The 14522-nt window shown below is 58.3% G+C and carries 17 protein-coding genes; 15 read left to right on the top strand and 2 right to left on the bottom strand.

The features are described from left to right. Positions 1-16 precede the first annotated feature (16 nt). The 13 genes from RAE21_RS10950 to RAE21_RS10895 all read left to right on the top strand — a co-directional run bounded on the left by RAE21_RS10950 (position 17) and on the right by RAE21_RS10895 (position 10874). Entirely contained in the window at positions 17-1015 is a 999-nt protein-coding gene (locus tag RAE21_RS10950; protein WP_313881395.1) for a Tim44 domain-containing protein, read from the top strand. 34 nt (positions 1016-1049) lie between these two features. Then, positions 1050-1598: a hypothetical protein gene (locus RAE21_RS10945; protein WP_313881394.1), complete on the top strand. Its 549-nt coding sequence runs from the start codon at positions 1050-1052 to the stop codon at positions 1596-1598. After that, positions 1595-3160, top strand: coding sequence for a ubiquinone biosynthesis regulatory protein kinase UbiB (gene ubiB, locus RAE21_RS10940; RefSeq protein WP_313881393.1), 1566 nt, complete (start codon positions 1595-1597; stop codon positions 3158-3160). The genes RAE21_RS10945 and ubiB overlap by 4 nt, the downstream gene beginning before the upstream one ends. A gap of 52 nt (positions 3161-3212) precedes the next feature. Continuing rightward, entirely contained in the window at positions 3213-3536 is a 324-nt protein-coding gene (locus RAE21_RS10935; protein WP_313875384.1) for an FmdB family zinc ribbon protein, read from the top strand. Between the two features lie 18 nt (positions 3537-3554). Next, a complete protein-coding gene (locus RAE21_RS10930) occupies positions 3555-4199 on the top strand; it encodes a DUF502 domain-containing protein (RefSeq protein ID WP_313876240.1) in 645 nt (214 codons plus the stop codon). 48 nt (positions 4200-4247) lie between these two features. Then, positions 4248-6062: an aspartate--tRNA ligase gene (aspS, locus tag RAE21_RS10925; RefSeq protein WP_313881392.1), complete on the top strand. Its 1815-nt coding sequence runs from the start codon at positions 4248-4250 to the stop codon at positions 6060-6062. Next, positions 6037-6141, top strand: coding sequence for a hypothetical protein (locus RAE21_RS19345; RefSeq protein WP_428984016.1), 105 nt, complete (start codon positions 6037-6039; stop codon positions 6139-6141). Before aspS ends, RAE21_RS19345 begins: the two co-directional genes overlap by 26 nt. After that, positions 6138-6638 carry a dihydroneopterin triphosphate diphosphatase gene (gene nudB, locus RAE21_RS10920; protein ID WP_313881391.1) on the top strand — a complete coding sequence of 167 codons (501 nt, stop codon included), beginning with the start codon at positions 6138-6140 and terminating at the stop codon, positions 6636-6638. Before RAE21_RS19345 ends, nudB begins: the two co-directional genes overlap by 4 nt. Next, entirely contained in the window at positions 6635-7384 is a 750-nt protein-coding gene (locus RAE21_RS10915) for an endonuclease/exonuclease/phosphatase family protein (RefSeq protein WP_313881390.1), read from the top strand. Before nudB ends, RAE21_RS10915 begins: the two co-directional genes overlap by 4 nt. Beyond that, complete coding sequence (clsB, locus tag RAE21_RS10910) at positions 7378-8595, top strand: cardiolipin synthase ClsB (protein WP_313881389.1); 1218 nt, start codon at positions 7378-7380, stop codon at positions 8593-8595. Before RAE21_RS10915 ends, clsB begins: the two co-directional genes overlap by 7 nt. 102 nt (positions 8596-8697) lie before the next feature. Then, positions 8698-9399: a GTP cyclohydrolase I gene (gene folE, locus RAE21_RS10905; RefSeq protein ID WP_313875389.1), complete on the top strand. Its 702-nt coding sequence runs from the start codon at positions 8698-8700 to the stop codon at positions 9397-9399. A gap of 4 nt (positions 9400-9403) precedes the next feature. Continuing rightward, positions 9404-9826: a BLUF domain-containing protein gene (locus RAE21_RS10900; protein ID WP_313875390.1), complete on the top strand. Its 423-nt coding sequence runs from the start codon at positions 9404-9406 to the stop codon at positions 9824-9826. A 211-nt stretch (positions 9827-10037) separates the two neighbouring features. Further along, positions 10038-10874, top strand: coding sequence for a DUF429 domain-containing protein (locus tag RAE21_RS10895; RefSeq protein ID WP_313881388.1), 837 nt, complete (start codon positions 10038-10040; stop codon positions 10872-10874). Between the two features lie 23 nt (positions 10875-10897). Here the strand turns inward: RAE21_RS10895 and RAE21_RS10890 are convergent, their stop codons facing one another. Next, positions 10898-11734 (bottom strand): MinD/ParA family protein, encoded by an 837-nt coding sequence (locus tag RAE21_RS10890; protein WP_313875392.1) that lies wholly within the window; start codon positions 11732-11734, stop codon positions 10898-10900. Beyond that, positions 11734-12441: a GGDEF domain-containing protein gene (locus RAE21_RS10885; protein ID WP_313881387.1), complete on the bottom strand. Its 708-nt coding sequence runs from the start codon at positions 12439-12441 to the stop codon at positions 11734-11736. Before RAE21_RS10885 ends, RAE21_RS10890 begins: the two co-directional genes overlap by 1 nt. 102 nt (positions 12442-12543) lie before the next feature. Between RAE21_RS10885 and istA the strand changes: the two genes are divergently transcribed. Both istA and istB read left to right on the top strand, forming a co-directional pair. Beyond that, positions 12544-13617 (top strand): IS21 family transposase, encoded by a 1074-nt coding sequence (istA, locus tag RAE21_RS10880; RefSeq protein ID WP_428984048.1) that lies wholly within the window; start codon positions 12544-12546, stop codon positions 13615-13617. Beyond that, positions 13614-14441: an IS21-like element helper ATPase IstB gene (istB, locus tag RAE21_RS10875; RefSeq protein WP_313879687.1), complete on the top strand. Its 828-nt coding sequence runs from the start codon at positions 13614-13616 to the stop codon at positions 14439-14441. The genes istA and istB overlap by 4 nt, the downstream gene beginning before the upstream one ends. Positions 14442-14522 lie beyond the last annotated feature (81 nt).

The raw sequence follows: 14522 nt of genomic DNA, 5'->3' as shown, positions 1-14522 counted from the left end.
CACCCAGGAGACAACTATGAAATTGTGGGCATTGGCATTGACACTCGCGCTATCCCTTTCGGGCTTTAACGCAGAAGCCGCCAAACGCCTGGGCGGAGGAAAATCGTTCGGCAAGCAGTCCAGCAACGTCACCCAGCGGGACTCAGCAGGTGCGTCACCGGCAAGCCCGGCTGCTCCTGCGCAAAACGTCAACAACACGGCGGCCAAGCCTGCCCCCGCGGCAGCGCCTGCTGCGGCACAGGCGCCCAAACGACCTTGGGGCGCCATGTTGGGTGGCTTGGCAGCAGGTTTGGGCTTGGCTTGGCTGGCGAACTCACTGGGTTTCGGTGAAGCGTTCGGGAATATCTTGATGTTCGGCCTGCTGGCATTGGGCGTCATGATGTTGGTGGGGTGGTTTATGCGCAGCCGCAAGACCTCAGTGCAACAGGCTTCTCCGTTTGCTTTTCAGGGCGCAGGAGTACCCGCAGGTCCGGCGCCGGTGCAGGATTTGAAGCAGTACCGCGCTGAGAATGTCGGCAACGACGCATCGGCTCGGCCATGGGAGCGAAACCATATGGGTTTTGAGGCACCTCAGGCCTCCAGCGGATCGATGATCGGCTCCGCGCTGATGGGCTCCCAGAATTGGGGCGTGCCTGCAGGGTTTGATTCCGAAGGCTTTTTGAAGTCTGCCAAAGCGAATTTTGTGACACTGCAGGCAGCCTGGGATCGGTCGGACGTGGCGGCCTTGCGCGCCATGATGACCGACGATATGACCCGCGAAATCCAGTCCCAGCTCGCCGAGCGGGAAGCCCACACCGGCACGGGTGCCAACCACACCGATGTGGTGATGATTGACGCCCGTTTGCTGGGCATCGAGGAGTTGCCTGACGAGTACATGGCCAGCGTGGAATTCTCCGGAATGATTCGCGAAGAGTTGTCGGCAGGCCCTAGCCCTTTCCGCGAAGTCTGGAACATGACCAAGGCCAAAAACGGCAGCAGCGGCTGGTTGGTGGCAGGGGTTCAGGCCCTGCAGTAAAGCCGGTCATTTTTCAGGCAGATAATGGGGGACTATGGCAACACAGTCCCCTTTTTCTATGCTGGAAGGCCTCTTCCAGAACTTTCCCCTTCCACTGACGCCGCCTGCTTGGGCGATTGAAGAAAGCCACCGTCGTGTGGTGCTTTTGCTCAATCACGTGCTGCAGCAGGAGCCCCAGGCTATCGAGCGGCTGGCGCGACAAAAAGGGCGCGTCATTCACGCGCAATGGCGTGAATTCACCTTCCGGGTTCAGGCGACAGCAGCGGGCCTGCTGGATCTGGCAGACGCTGAAGCCACCCCCGACCTTTCTCTCACGATCACCGAAGACTCCCCCTTTGTGATTGCGCAGGCGGTCATGCAAGGTGCCAAACCTTCGGTGCGGATTGAGGGCGACGTGCAGTTAGCCGCTGAAGTCAACTGGCTGGCTGACCATGTGCGCTGGGATGTGGAAGAGGATCTCTCCAAGATCATGGGCGATGCAGCTGCGCACATGTTTATGCAAACCTGCCGCACCGCCGGCCAGGCCTTGCAGCAGTTCGTAGCCAAACGCGCGCCTGCGGGTTCGACCGGCACCACGCCATGAGCCGCCTCGGCCGCGGGTTTTTTATCGTCTGGGTTGTCCTGCGCTACGGGCTCGACGAGCTGGTACTCACCAGCTTCCAGAAGCCTTGGCTGCGCTTGCTGGCCCGCATTGTGTCGGTCGGTCGCTCTCTCGATGAGCCCCGTGGTCAACGCCTGCGTGAGGCGCTGGAGCGTTTGGGCCCGATTTTTGTCAAGTTCGGCCAGGTCTTGTCGACCCGCCGAGATTTGTTGCCGCTGGATATCGCCAATGAGTTGGCCAAGCTGCAAGACCGTGTGCCCCCATTCGATTCAGCCATCGCGGTGGCCACGATTGAGCGTGCACTGGGCAAACCGGTATCGGAATTGTTTGTGTCGTTTGAGCGCACTCCTGTGGCGAGCGCATCGATTGCCCAAGTGCATTTCGCCGTGCTGCGTGACCGGCAGGGGCGGGAGCGCGCAGTAGCCGTCAAGGTATTGCGGCCTGACATGTTGCGGGTGATCGACAAGGATCTCGCGCTCATGCGCATGATGGCCGGTTGGGTCGAGGGGCTGTCTGCAGACGGCAAGCGCCTCAAGCCCCGCGAGGTCGTGGCAGAGTTTGACAAATACCTGCACGATGAGTTGGACCTGGTCCGCGAAGCCTCCAGCGCGGCGCAGTTGCGCCGCAATATGGAGGGCTTGAACCTGGTGCTGATCCCTGAAATGCACTGGGACTATTGCACCACCGAAGTGCTGGTCATGGAGCGCATGGTGGGTGTGCCCATCAGCCAGATCGATACCTTGCGTGCGGCGGGGGTTGATATTCCCAAGTTGGCGCGGGACGGCGTGACGCTGTTTTTCACCCAAGTGTTCCGGGATGGGTTTTTCCATGCGGATATGCATCCGGGCAACATCCAGGTGAGCTTGGCGTCTGAGACCTTCGGGCGCTATATCTCACTGGATTTCGGCATTGTCGGCACTCTCACCGAGGTCGACAAAGAGTATCTCGCGCAGAACTTTGTGGCGTTTTTTCGCCGCGACTACAAGCGGGTGGCGGAGCTGCACATCGAGTCTGGTTGGGTGCCTGCGGCTACCCGGGTAGACGAGTTGGAAGCGGCGGTGCGGGCTGTTTGCGAGCCGTATTTCGACCGGCCACTCAAGGAAATTTCGCTCGGCATGGTGCTGATGCGGCTTTTTCAGACCTCACGACGATTCCAGGTCGAGATTCAGCCGCAGCTGGTGTTGCTGCAAAAAACCTTGCTCAATATAGAAGGTTTGGGGCGAGATCTGGATCCGGACTTGGACTTGTGGGCCACTGCCAAACCCTTTTTGGAGCAGTGGATGCTGCAGCAGGTGGGTCCGCAAAAATTGCTGCAGGAGCTCAAGGCCCAGGCGCCCCGTTATGCCAAGCTGTTGCCGGAGTTGCCGGGTCTGCTTCACCAGTACTTGCAGCGACCCAACTCCGGCAATGACGCGTTGATCCGCGAGCTGTTGGTGGAGCAAAAGCGCATCAATCGTTTGCTCCAGACGCTGGTGGCGATAGTCATCGGGTTTTCTGTGGGGCTGGTGGTGCTGCAGCTGTGGGCTCGCTTCCGGTGGTTCTGACAGCGCACCTATAATTGAGAGTTTTGCAACTTCAGGTCTGAGCTCTACTTCCATGCCCATTTACGCCTATAAATGCGAGTCCTGCGGGTTTGCCAAGGATGTATTGCAGAAAATCTCTGATGCACCCCTGCAGGATTGCCCTCAGTGCAATGCCCCGGCATTCAAAAAGCAAGTAACCGCCGCCGGTTTCCAACTCAAGGGTTCCGGTTGGTATGTGACCGATTTCAAAGGTGGCAGTGCCCCAGCGACCGGTGTGGCACCTGCCGCCCCGGACAGCGCAGCACCCAAAACCGACGCAAAAACGGACTCGAAATCGGAAGCTCCGGCTGCCGCACCTGCGCCTGCTGCGGCGTCAACACCGTCTACCTCCACCTGAACCGGAGCACCTGTGCCCATTAAAAAATACCTGCTTACCGGCCTGATGGTGTGGTTGCCGTTGGCGATCACGATCTGGGTTCTTTTGTGGTTGGTGGGTTTGCTGGACGCCGTGTTTGCCAGCTTTTTGAGTGGCGTATCGGCGGTCGCACCGACCAGCAGTGCGCCGACCATTGAGCACCTGCACAGCATTCCCGGCTTAGGGGTGGTTTTGGTGTTTGCGGCTCTGCTGGTGACGGGCGCTTTGGTATCCAATGTGGCAGGGCGCTGGTGGGTCAAGCAGTGGGACAAGTTGTTTACCAACATTCCTATTGTTAAATCCATCTACAACAGCGTCAAAAAGGTGTCGGACACCTTGTTCTCCAGCAATGGAAATGCGTTTCGCACCGCGCTGCTGATTCAATACCCCCGCGAAGGCAGCTGGACTATCGGTTTCCAGACTGGTACGCCGGGCGGAGAGGTGGCCTCGCATTTGGGCGATGCTTTTGTCAGTGTGTATGTCCCGACCACGCCTAACCCTACCAGCGGTTTCTTTCTGATGTTGCCGCGTAAGGACGTCATTGAGCTCGACATGAGCGTGGACGAAGCGTTGACTTATGTGATTTCCATGGGCTCTGTGGCCCCCAGTGCACTCCCCGTGAAGCCGGGTAGCGCGCCTCAATAACCCTATTACTAACCCGTCGCAGGCACTGCGACGAATCGAAAGCACTCTATGGCTATGCGTACTCACTATTGCGGTCTTGTGACCGAAGCCCTGTTGGGCCAAACCGTAACCCTGTGTGGCTGGGTGAACCGTCGCCGCGACCACGGTGGCGTGATTTTTGTCGACGTGCGTGACCGCGAAGGCTATGTGCAAGTAGTGTGCGACCCCGATCGCGCGGACATGTTCAAGGTGGCTGAAGAGATCCGCAACGAATATTGCGTGCAAATCAAGGGCTTGGTGCGTGCTCGTCCCGAAGGCACCACCAACGACGGTCTCAAGAGCGGCAAGATTGAAGTGCTGTGCCACGAGCTGACGGTGCTGAATGCGTCGGTCACACCTCCGTTCCAGCTGGATGAAGACAACTTGTCCGAGACCACCCGCTTGACCCATCGCGTGTTGGATCTGCGCCGCCCCTACATGCAAAACAACCTGATGCTGCGCTACCGCGTGGCGATGGAAGTGCGCAAGTTTTTGGACGCCAACGGTTTTGTGGACATCGAAACCCCGATGTTGACCAAGAGCACGCCCGAAGGCGCGCGCGACTACTTGGTGCCAAGCCGTGTGCATGATGGCCAATTCTTTGCGCTGCCCCAGTCGCCCCAACTGTTCAAGCAGTTGTTGATGGTGGCGGGCTTTGACCGCTACTACCAGATCACCAAGTGCTTCCGCGACGAAGACTTGCGCGCTGACCGTCAACCTGAGTTCACCCAGATCGATATCGAAACCTCCTTCCTGACTGAAGAGGACATCCGTGACATGTTCCAGGGCATGATCACCACCGTGTTCAAGAACACCATCGGTGTGGACCTCGGTGAATTCCCGGTCATGACCTACCAGGACGCAGCCCGCTTGTACGGCTCCGACAAGCCTGACTTGCGCGTGAACCTCGAGTTTGCCGAGCTCACCGACGTCATGAAGGATGTGGACTTCAAGGTCTTCTCCGGCGCCGCCACCATGAAGGGTGGCCGTGTGGTGGCCTTGCGCATTCCCGGTGGCTCGGTGGAAGGCGGTGGTATCAGCCGTGGCGAAATCGATGCATACACCGAGTTCGTCAAGATCTACGGCGCCAAAGGCTTGGCCTACATCCGCGTGAACGATTTGTCCAAGGGCCGTGATGGCCTGCAAAGCCCAATCGTGAAAAACATCCACGACGCGGCTTTGGCCGCTGTGCTGGAGCGCACTGGTGCCAAGAACGGCGATCTGATCTTCTTCGGCGCAGACAAAGAAAAGATCGTCAACGACGCGATCGGTGCCCTGCGCCTGAAGGTCGGGCATAGCGAGTTCGGCAAGAAGAACGGTTTGTTCACGGCCGGCTGGCGTCCGATGTGGGTGGTCGACTTTCCCATGTTCGAATTCGACGAGGAAAACGGGCGCTACACCGCCGTGCACCACCCGTTCACTGCCCCCAAGGCCGGTCACGAAGACTGGATGGTCACTGCGCCCGAGAAATGCATCTCGCAAGGCTACGACATGGTGTTGAACGGCTGGGAAATGGGTGGCGGCTCTGTCCGTATCCACCGCGCCGACGTGCAGCAAAAGGTGTTCGATGCCCTGAAGATCACACCGGAAGAAGCCCAGCTCAAGTTCGGCTTCCTGCTCGATGCCTTGCAGTACGGCGCGCCTCCACACGGTGGCTTGGCCTTCGGTTTGGACCGTATCGTGACCTTGATGACCGGTGCAGAGTCCATCCGTGACGTGATTGCTTTCCCCAAGACTCAGCGTGCCCAGTGCTTGTTGACCCAAGCGCCGAGCCCGGTGGACGAAAAGCAGCTGCGCGAACTGCACATCCGCTTGCGCAATGTGGATTTGGCCAAAACAGCCTGAAACGTGGTGGGCCCGTCAGCGGGTCGTGCACAATGAAAGGGCGCCTCTATGGCGCCCTTTTTCATTGCGAGGCCCATGACGTTGCCGTACAAAATTCCTCAGTCGGTCTTGGTGGTGATCTACACGCCCCAGCACGAGGTACTGCTGATACGCCGTGTGGAGTCTGACCCCTTGGCGCCACCCTTTTGGCAATCCGTGACGGGGGCCAAAGACTTTCCAGAGGAGCGCTGGGCCGTCACAGCAGCCCGGGAGGTCTGGGAAGAGACGGGCCTCGACTGCCGACCCGGCGGGCCCTTCGAGCAAGGGCTGGTCGATTGGGGGCTGGAGAACATTTATCCGATTTATCCCCGCTGGCTGTACCGATACGCTCCCGGCGTCACGCACAACACCGAGCGGGTGTTTGGCTTGGGTGTTCCGCATAAGCCCGATGTTCATTTGAGCCCGACGGAGCACACGGACAGCTGTTGGCTGCCGATGGCTGATGCAGCGGACCTCTGCTTTTCTCCTTCCAATGCGGAGGCCGTCTTGATGCTGATGCACTGGGATCGGCTGCCATTGGGGAGGAGCAAAGCATGACAAATTTGCGCGTTGTCACTTACAACATCCACAAGGGTGTCCAGGGTTTTGGTCCGATGCGCCGTTTGGAGATTCACAACCTCAGCCATGCGATGGCCGGCATGGAGGCCGATGTGCTGTGTTTGCAAGAGGTTCGCAAAATGCACCACGGTGAATCCCGGCATTTCCCGCATTGGCCTGAAGCGCCCCAAGCCGACTTTCTGGCCCCCGAGGGCTACCACGCGGTGTACCGCACCAATGCAGTGACTCGCCACGGTGAGCACGGCAATGCCTTGCTGTCACGATGGCCGGTGCTGACGCATCAACACGAAGATATGTCTGACCATCGCTTGGAGCAGCGGGGTCTTTTGCATGTGGAGTTGGATGTGGCGGGCCGCAGTGTGCATGTGCTGGTGGTCCATTTGGGGCTGATCCGGACGAGTCGGGCACGTCAACTGCAGCAGCTGGCTCGCTATGTGGAGCGTGAGATACCGCGGCACTGCCCGCTGCTGGTCGCGGGCGACTTCAATGACCTCGGGCCTTGGGTGGCGAAGCAACTGACAGGTTCTGAACTGCAGGCCCCTGTGACCCGACGATGCGCGACCTTTCCCTCCCGGCTGCCGCTGGTGCAACTGGATCATGTGCTGGGCCGGGGCCTGTTGCCTGCGGCCTCGCATGTGCCGCGCGGCCCGCAGTGGGCGCGCATGTCAGATCACCTGCCCTTGGTGACGGAGTGGAATTTGCCCACGGAGTGGCCGGCATGCTGAAGCCTCCCGAGGTCAGATCAGGCCATGTGCTGCATTTGTTGAGTGGCGGTGATGAGTTTTTTCCGGCACTGGTGGGGGCTATCGACGCCGCCCAACACGAGGTGCGACTGGAGACTTACATTTTTGATTTCAACGGCCAAGGTGCCGATGTGGCCGAGGCCTTGGCCTGCGCAGCGCAGCGTGGGGTTGCGGTATTCGTGGTGATGGATGGTGTAGGCACCCCCTATCTGCCCGCCCATTGGATGGAGCGTTGGCGCCAGTGTGGAGTGCAGTGGCACCGCTACGCACCCTTCGGCTACACGGGGGTGTTGATTCCTGGCCGGTGGCGGCGTCTGCACCGCAAATTGTGTGTGGTCGATGGACAGCGGGCGTTTTGTGGCGGTATCAACATCCTGGATGACTGGCTGGACCCCCACTTTGGCGCACTCAGTGTGCCGCGACTCGATTACGCCGTGGCGGTGACAGGCCCCTTGGTCGCCCAATGCCATGCGGTGATGGCCCGGTTTTGGGCCCGCCTGCAAGCGACCCGGCAGTTGGAGTCTCTTCAGTGGGCCCGCGTGCGTCAGAGCTGGAAGGCCTTTCGGCTTTTGCCTCCGACAAGCGATGCGCCGGGCGCTTCCAAAGGGGATGATGGCAGCGTGCTGGCAGCCTTGCTCTTGCGCGATAACGTGCGCAATCGCACGACGATTGAGCGCAGCTATCTCAAGGCGATTGGTGCTGCCCGCGAACACGTGGTGCTGGCGAATGCCTATTTCCTGCCCGGTGGTCGATTGCGGCGGGCACTGATCCACGCTGTGAAACGTGGTGTGCGTGTGCAGGTCGTGGTGCAAGGTCAATACGAATATTTCATGCAGTACCACGCGGCCCGCCCGGTACTGAGCCTTTTGGCCGCGCGGGGGGTAGAGATCTGTGAATATATGCCCGGTTTTTTGCATGCCAAGGTAGCGGTGGTTGACGGCGTGTGGGCTACTGTTGGGTCGTCCAATCTCGATCCCTTGAGCTTGCTTCTGGCGAGAGAAGCCAATGTGGTGGTGCACGACGAAAAGTTTGCAGGCCGCTTGTCTGGCGCCCTGGAGCAGGTGATTCAGGGTCATACCCGGCCTTGGGATCTGACGGCAGATGCTCACCGCCCCTGGTTTGAACGGGTGTTTGATCGTCTGGCCTACGGGGTGATGCGACTGATCTTGCTATTTAGTGGGCGACGCTATTAAATATATAGCGCTAGGCGCAATGTTTATAAGGGCCTTTTGCTAAAAACATTAAAAGTCAATCACTGGTACCATGGCGAGACTTTCATGACATCAAAATCCCCTATGAGCTCTACAGACGCGCTGGAAGGAACTCCGCTTTCCACTCAAATTCGCCAACGATTGAAAGCCGCCCGCAAGCGCTTTCACGCAAACGACAACATTTCTGAATTCATTCAGCCCGGCGAGCTCGAGACTCTGCTAGATGAGGTCGAAGTGCAAATGCGCGGTGTGTTGAACAGCTTGGTGATTGACATTGAAAATGACCACAACACCGACAACACCGCGCGGCGTGTGGCCAAGATGTACCTCAATGAGGTGTTCCGCGGCCGTTATGTGCCGGCGCCCACGATCACTGAATTCCCCAACGTCGGTCACCTCAATGAGTTGATGATCGTCGGGCCCATTACGGTCCGCAGTGCATGCAGCCACCACTTTTGCCCGGTGATTGGGAAAATCTGGATCGGTGTGATGCCCAATGAGCACACCAATGTGATCGGTTTGTCCAAATACGCGCGTTTGGCCGAGTGGATCATGGGGCGTCCCCAGATTCAGGAAGAGGCTGTGGTGCAACTCGCCGACCTGATCCAGGAAAAGACCCAGCCCGATGGCTTGGCCATCGTGATGGAAGCCAGCCACTATTGCATGGCTTGGCGCGGCGTCAAGGACATGGACAGCAAAATGATCAACTCAGTCATGCGCGGCGTCTTCTTGAAAGACCCCAACCTGCGCCGTGAATTTCTCTCCCTCATTCCCCAGAAAGGCTAATGCCATGTTGGTTCGTTTGCTTTACGCCAGCCGCGCGATTGACTCTAATCCCGACGCGATTGAGGCCATCCTTTCACAATCGCGCAACTACAACCCGACGTGCGGCATTACCGGCATCCTGTGCTACGGGGGCGGTATTTTCTTGCAGGCCATTGAAGGCGGGCGCATGGCCGTCAGTGAGTTGTATGGCCATATCCAAAAAGACACCCGTCACAAAGACGTCGTGTTGCTGCACTACGAGGAAATCACCGAGCGCCGCTTCGGTGGTTGGACGATGGGACAGGTCAATATGTCCAAAATCAACACCAACATTCTGCTGAAGTACGCAGAGCGTCCAGAGTTGGACCCTTACTCGGTGTCTGGCAAAGTGTCTTTGGCACTTTTGGAAGAGCTCATGGCCACGGCTTCCATCATCGGGCGTGCTTGACTCCTGGTTGACGCTTGACAGGCCCGAGGTGGGCTTGTCGCGGTGTTGCATCGACCTGTTGGGATGCCAGCTACTGAGCTAGCCTGAGGGCGTCTTACATATTCGCTTGATGTAGTTGGACAAAGGCGTGGGCCGCTGCCCGGCTACCGCACTTGCAGGCCTTCCCACTTTCTAAATACTCAAGGGCGCAGTTAATAGCTCCGGGGTTCCTATGGGTGTACTGATCGGTTGTGATTTTTCCAGTAGCCCAACCAAGCGCAAAGGTATCGTGTGCGCCAAGGGGGCACAGGCCGGCGGTCGGTTGGTACTGCAGGGTTTGGAGAGACTTGCGTCTCTGGATGAGTTTTCCGCTTACCTTGAGAGTGAGCCGTCGTGGCTTGGTGCCTTTGATTTGCCCTTTGGCTTGCCGCGTGAGCTGGTCGTGGCAATGGGTTGGCCTCTGGACTGGGAAGCCTGCATACGGCATTACGCAGCGTTGGGTCGCGATGACATCCGTACGGCTTTTGCTGCGTTTTGTGACGCACGCCCTGTGGGTGGCAAGTTCGCCCACCGCGCGACCGACTTTCCCGCGCAGTCCAGCCCTTCCATGAAGTGGGTCAACCCACCCGTAGCATTCATGTTGCATGTCGGCGTACCCCGCCTGATGGCTGCCAACGCGTATTTCCCGGGCCTGCAAATACGGCCAGCAGGGGGAGATGCCGATCTCCGGGTTGCGTTGGAGGCTTACCCCGGCTTGATCGCAAAAGCAGTGTTGGGGAGCCGAAGCTACAAGAGTGATGAAAAAGCGAAGCAAACACCCGAAAGGTTGATTGCCCGCAAAGACCTCGTCAACGCGCTCGAAATGGGGCAGACCCGATGGGGCGTTCGTCTTAAGTTAAGCCACGCCCAGCGTGACGCGCTGGTGGATGACCCTAGCGGAGACAGCTTGGATGCCGTGCTTTGCTTGGTGTTAGCCGCTTGGGCAGAGCTGCGCCATGTGGCAGGGGAGCCTCTTTACGGCTTGCCGCCCACCATGGATCCACTGGAGGGTTGGATAGTCTCAGCCTAGCTTGTGCCAGGCCAGCGCAAGTCTTATTCGGCTTTGAGACCCACCGTCTCTTCGACCTTGACTGCCAGTTGAGAAATTGCAAGCGCAGCGGGGCTGCCGGGCATGGCCTGTAGCAACAGCTGACGTCGCATGATTGCCTGACGTACCGCGGGGTCCGCTGGGATGTCTCCCATGTGAACCAATTTCACATGTTTACCGGTGTCGGTGGTGACGAAGCGATCCAGCACCTGCTGCAGTTGGGTCGTGATTGCGCGCCCATCGCCCAAGCGGGCAGTCTGGTTGATGACAAGACGGATGGTCTGTCGTTTCTGCTGCCCCACCAGTACCTTGATGGTGGCATAGGCATCCGTGAGGGACGTAGGTTCCGGAGTAGCTACTACCATCACTTCCGCAGCAAGAGAGACGGCGAACAAGACCACGTCAGAAATCCCGGCGCCGGTATCGAGAATGACAACGTCGTAATGAGGCACCAAGCCATTCATGATCCGCAGAAAGTCGCCCCGTACCTCGGGTGTGAGACGTGAGTACTCCACCATCCCCGATCCAGCCAGCAGTACTGAAAAGCCTCCCGGGGCACGAATGATGGCCTCTTCCAATTTCGCCTTGCCGGTGAACACATCGTGCAAGGTGATTTTGGGGTAGAGGTTTAAAACCACATCAAGGTTGGCGAGACCGAGATCGGCGTCGAGCACCAAGACCCGCTGGCCCCGTTTGGCCATGGCTGCAGCCAAGTTGGCAGATACAAATGTTTTACCGACGCCGCCTTTACCGCTGGTAACCGCGATGACCTTGCCAGATGGTTGCGTCGGCAACCCGGTGTTGCCCTCGGCAGAATGGGGTGGGTTTAATACGTCAGACATCAGAATACCCTCTGCATGGGGCCTGCACCCGTATTGTTGGGTGGTTCATTTGAAACGCTTTCAATCCACGCGGGATCACCCAAAGACAGGTGACCGAACAAGAGATTTTTTTCTTCGGCACTGACATAGATCTCTTGTTGTTGGTCGAGGAAGATACGGTTGCGCCCCTCTTTTTTTGCACGATAGAGTTGCAAATCGGCGCGCTCTGACCACAGTGCGCCCGTAGATCGCACCCATTCAGGGGCGTAAGCACCACCAATACTCACAGTCACTTTGATACTCAGGCCGGGCGCAATTTGAATGGACAAATTTTCAATTTGTGCTCTGATTCGCTCCGCAACGACCTTGCCGTAACCTGTGTGGCAACTCGGCAGCATGACAGAGAACTCTTCTCCGCCCAATCTGGCGACCGTATCCATCGGTCGGACACATCCAGTCAGAGTTTTGGCAATGACTTGGAGCACTTGATCGCCAGCCTGGTGGCCGTAAGTGTCGTTCACCTTTTTGAAGTGATCAATGTCGAGCATCAACAACAGTGCGGGCTCCCCTGAGCGGGCGACTACGTCAATAGACCGCTCCAGAACCCCCGAGAAATGGCGCCGATTGGCCAGTCCCGTCAGTGGATCTCTCAGGGACAGCTCGCACAGGCCATCGATAACAGCCTGCAAATAAGCTTCTGGGGAATCCACTGCTGAGGGGAGTGACACGGTGGTGTCACGCGCAGTATGAAAATGACACGCAAACGCGGTGAGGAATTGATACACCTCGACTAACGTGCCAAGCCATCCGAACCATGGATGGGACTGGCAATGATTACGAACGAGGAGTACATGGAACTCAAGGTTTTAAGGAAGCACAGGCTGAGCTTGCGCGAGATATCGGCGCAAACTGGAATGGCAGTCAACACGGTGCGTAAGTATTTGGAGGGCGGTCCGCCGGCCATGAAGAAACTGCCGGAACGTAAAAGCAAGCTCGATCCATTCAAGGACTACTTGGCTGGACGTATTCAGGCGGCCAAGCCTGATTGGATTCCCGCAACGGTGCTGCAGCGTGAGATTGCCGCACAGGGGTATACGGGCTCCGTGCGCATCCTGCAGGAGTACCTCAAGGAGTTGCGTCCACAGGCGCGCCCGGATCCGGTTGTGCGGTTCGAGACCCAGCCCGGTGAGCAAATGCAGATGGACTGGATCGAGTTCCGCAAGTCTGGGCATAAAGACGGCATGTTGGCGGCGTTTGTGGCAACGCTTGGCCACAGCCGGGCGACCTTCGCGGAGTTTGTCACAGACATGAAGCTGGAGACACTACTGGCGTGCCATGTCAGGGCGTTCGAGAGCTTTGGTGGAGTCACCCGTGAAGTGCTGTACGACAACATGAAGACCGTCATCCTCAAGCGTGACGCCTACGGCAAGAACCTGCACCAGTTCCAGGGTGCCTTTGCTGACTTTGCGCACCACCATGGCTTTGTGCCGCGGGTGTGCAAGCCCTATCGGGCCAAGACCAAGGGCAAAGTCGAACGCATGAATGGCTACATCCGGCGCAGCTTCTGGGTGCCATTGGTGGCGAGTATGAAGCAGCAATGCTTGGTGGTGGACGCGGACACAGCCAATCGGGAAATGCGCACCTGGCTGCGTGACGTTGCCAATGTGCGGATCCACGGAACCACTGGGTGTGTGCCGGCACTGGCTTTGCAACAGGAGCGCACACATCTGCTGGCCATCCCCAGCGCCTACAGTGGGCGAACAGTGCGTCAATTGCAAAAAGTCACCGGTAGCGGCGCAGCAGTCCGGCCAATTCCAGCCGCGGCATGGCGAGGCCTGCAGCATCCTCTGGCGATGTATGACACGCTGGTGCACAACCAAGCCTCAGCAGGAGGACGACCATGAGCCTGCAAATGGAAAGACTGCGTGAACTGTGTGATCAGCTGCGCCTGCTCAACTTACCCGATCAGCTTGCCCACTTGGGGCAAATGGCGGCCAAGAAAGAGCTGGGGTACCTGGAGTTCCTGGAGCAAGCCTTGCGTGGCGAGGCTCTAGCCAGAGTGGAGAGAACACGCGCCATGCTCACGCGCATAGCGGGCTTCCCCGCCATCAAGACGCTTGATGAGTTTGACTTCCAGTTTGCCAGCGGCGTGCCCAAACCCCTGGTACAGGAGCTTGGCAGTCTGGCCTTCGTGGAGCGCAGCGAGAACGTGGTCTTGCTGGGCGCCAGTGGGGTGGGCAAAACCCACTTGGCCATCGCCTTGGGCTACAGGGCAACCCAGGCTGGAATCAAGACGCGTTTCATCACGGCGGCAGATCTGCTGATGACACTGAGCACGGCACTACGGCAGAACACCCTGGAAGAGGCTATCAAACGCATCGTGCGTCCCTACCGGCTGTTGATCATTGACGAGGTCGGGTACCTTCCCATGAATCGGGAACAGGCGAATCTTCTGTTCCAAGTCATTGCCAAACGCTATGAAGTGGGAAGTCTCATCCTGACCTCCAATCTGCCGTTTGGGCAATGGGACCAGACGTTTGCAGACGATGCCACGCTGACAGCGGCGCTACTTGACCGACTGCTCCACCACGCCCATGTGGTCCCGATTTCAGGAGACTCCTATCGCCTGAAAGATAAGCGGCGTGCCGGTGTGATTGCCGCCAGCAGCAATACCCTACTCAAACGAAAACGCAGTCACCTTGATACACAGGAGGAACAGGCAGCCTAAGGGCGCCAAGCAGTCAGTGGCGAGCCACTGACTGCTTGAAAGACAAGCAAAGACAAAACAGACAATCGCCCCACACAACGG

Source organism: Rhodoferax potami (assembly GCF_032193765.1).
GTDB lineage: Bacteria > Pseudomonadota > Gammaproteobacteria > Burkholderiales > Burkholderiaceae_C > Allorhodoferax > Allorhodoferax potami.
This window is presented reverse-complemented; position numbering and strand designations above follow the sequence as displayed.

What these genes read in the sequence shown, in the direction of transcription:
- RAE21_RS10950 (WP_313881395.1), top strand. Translation starts at nt 17, where the DNA reads ATGAAATTGTGGGCATTGGCATTGACACTCGCGCTATCCCTTTCGGGC.
- RAE21_RS10945 (WP_313881394.1), top strand. Translation starts at nt 1,050, where the DNA reads ATGGCAACACAGTCCCCTTTTTCTATGCTGGAAGGCCTCTTCCAGAAC.
- ubiB (WP_313881393.1), top strand. Translation starts at nt 1,595, where the DNA reads ATGAGCCGCCTCGGCCGCGGGTTTTTTATCGTCTGGGTTGTCCTGCGC.
- RAE21_RS10935 (WP_313875384.1), top strand. Translation starts at nt 3,213, where the DNA reads ATGCCCATTTACGCCTATAAATGCGAGTCCTGCGGGTTTGCCAAGGAT.
- aspS (WP_313881392.1), top strand. Translation starts at nt 4,248, where the DNA reads ATGGCTATGCGTACTCACTATTGCGGTCTTGTGACCGAAGCCCTGTTG.
- RAE21_RS19345 (WP_428984016.1), top strand. Translation starts at nt 6,037, where the DNA reads ATGTGGATTTGGCCAAAACAGCCTGAAACGTGGTGGGCCCGTCAGCGG.
- nudB (WP_313881391.1), top strand. Translation starts at nt 6,138, where the DNA reads ATGACGTTGCCGTACAAAATTCCTCAGTCGGTCTTGGTGGTGATCTAC.
- RAE21_RS10915 (WP_313881390.1), top strand. Translation starts at nt 6,635, where the DNA reads ATGACAAATTTGCGCGTTGTCACTTACAACATCCACAAGGGTGTCCAG.
- clsB (WP_313881389.1), top strand. Translation starts at nt 7,378, where the DNA reads ATGCTGAAGCCTCCCGAGGTCAGATCAGGCCATGTGCTGCATTTGTTG.
- folE (WP_313875389.1), top strand. Translation starts at nt 8,698, where the DNA reads ATGAGCTCTACAGACGCGCTGGAAGGAACTCCGCTTTCCACTCAAATT.
- RAE21_RS10900 (WP_313875390.1), top strand. Translation starts at nt 9,404, where the DNA reads ATGTTGGTTCGTTTGCTTTACGCCAGCCGCGCGATTGACTCTAATCCC.
- RAE21_RS10895 (WP_313881388.1), top strand. Translation starts at nt 10,038, where the DNA reads ATGGGTGTACTGATCGGTTGTGATTTTTCCAGTAGCCCAACCAAGCGC.
- RAE21_RS10890 (WP_313875392.1), bottom strand. Translation starts at nt 11,734, where the DNA reads ATGTCTGACGTATTAAACCCACCCCATTCTGCCGAGGGCAACACCGGG.
- istA (WP_428984048.1), top strand. Translation starts at nt 12,544, where the DNA reads ATGATTACGAACGAGGAGTACATGGAACTCAAGGTTTTAAGGAAGCAC.
- istB (WP_313879687.1), top strand. Translation starts at nt 13,614, where the DNA reads ATGAGCCTGCAAATGGAAAGACTGCGTGAACTGTGTGATCAGCTGCGC.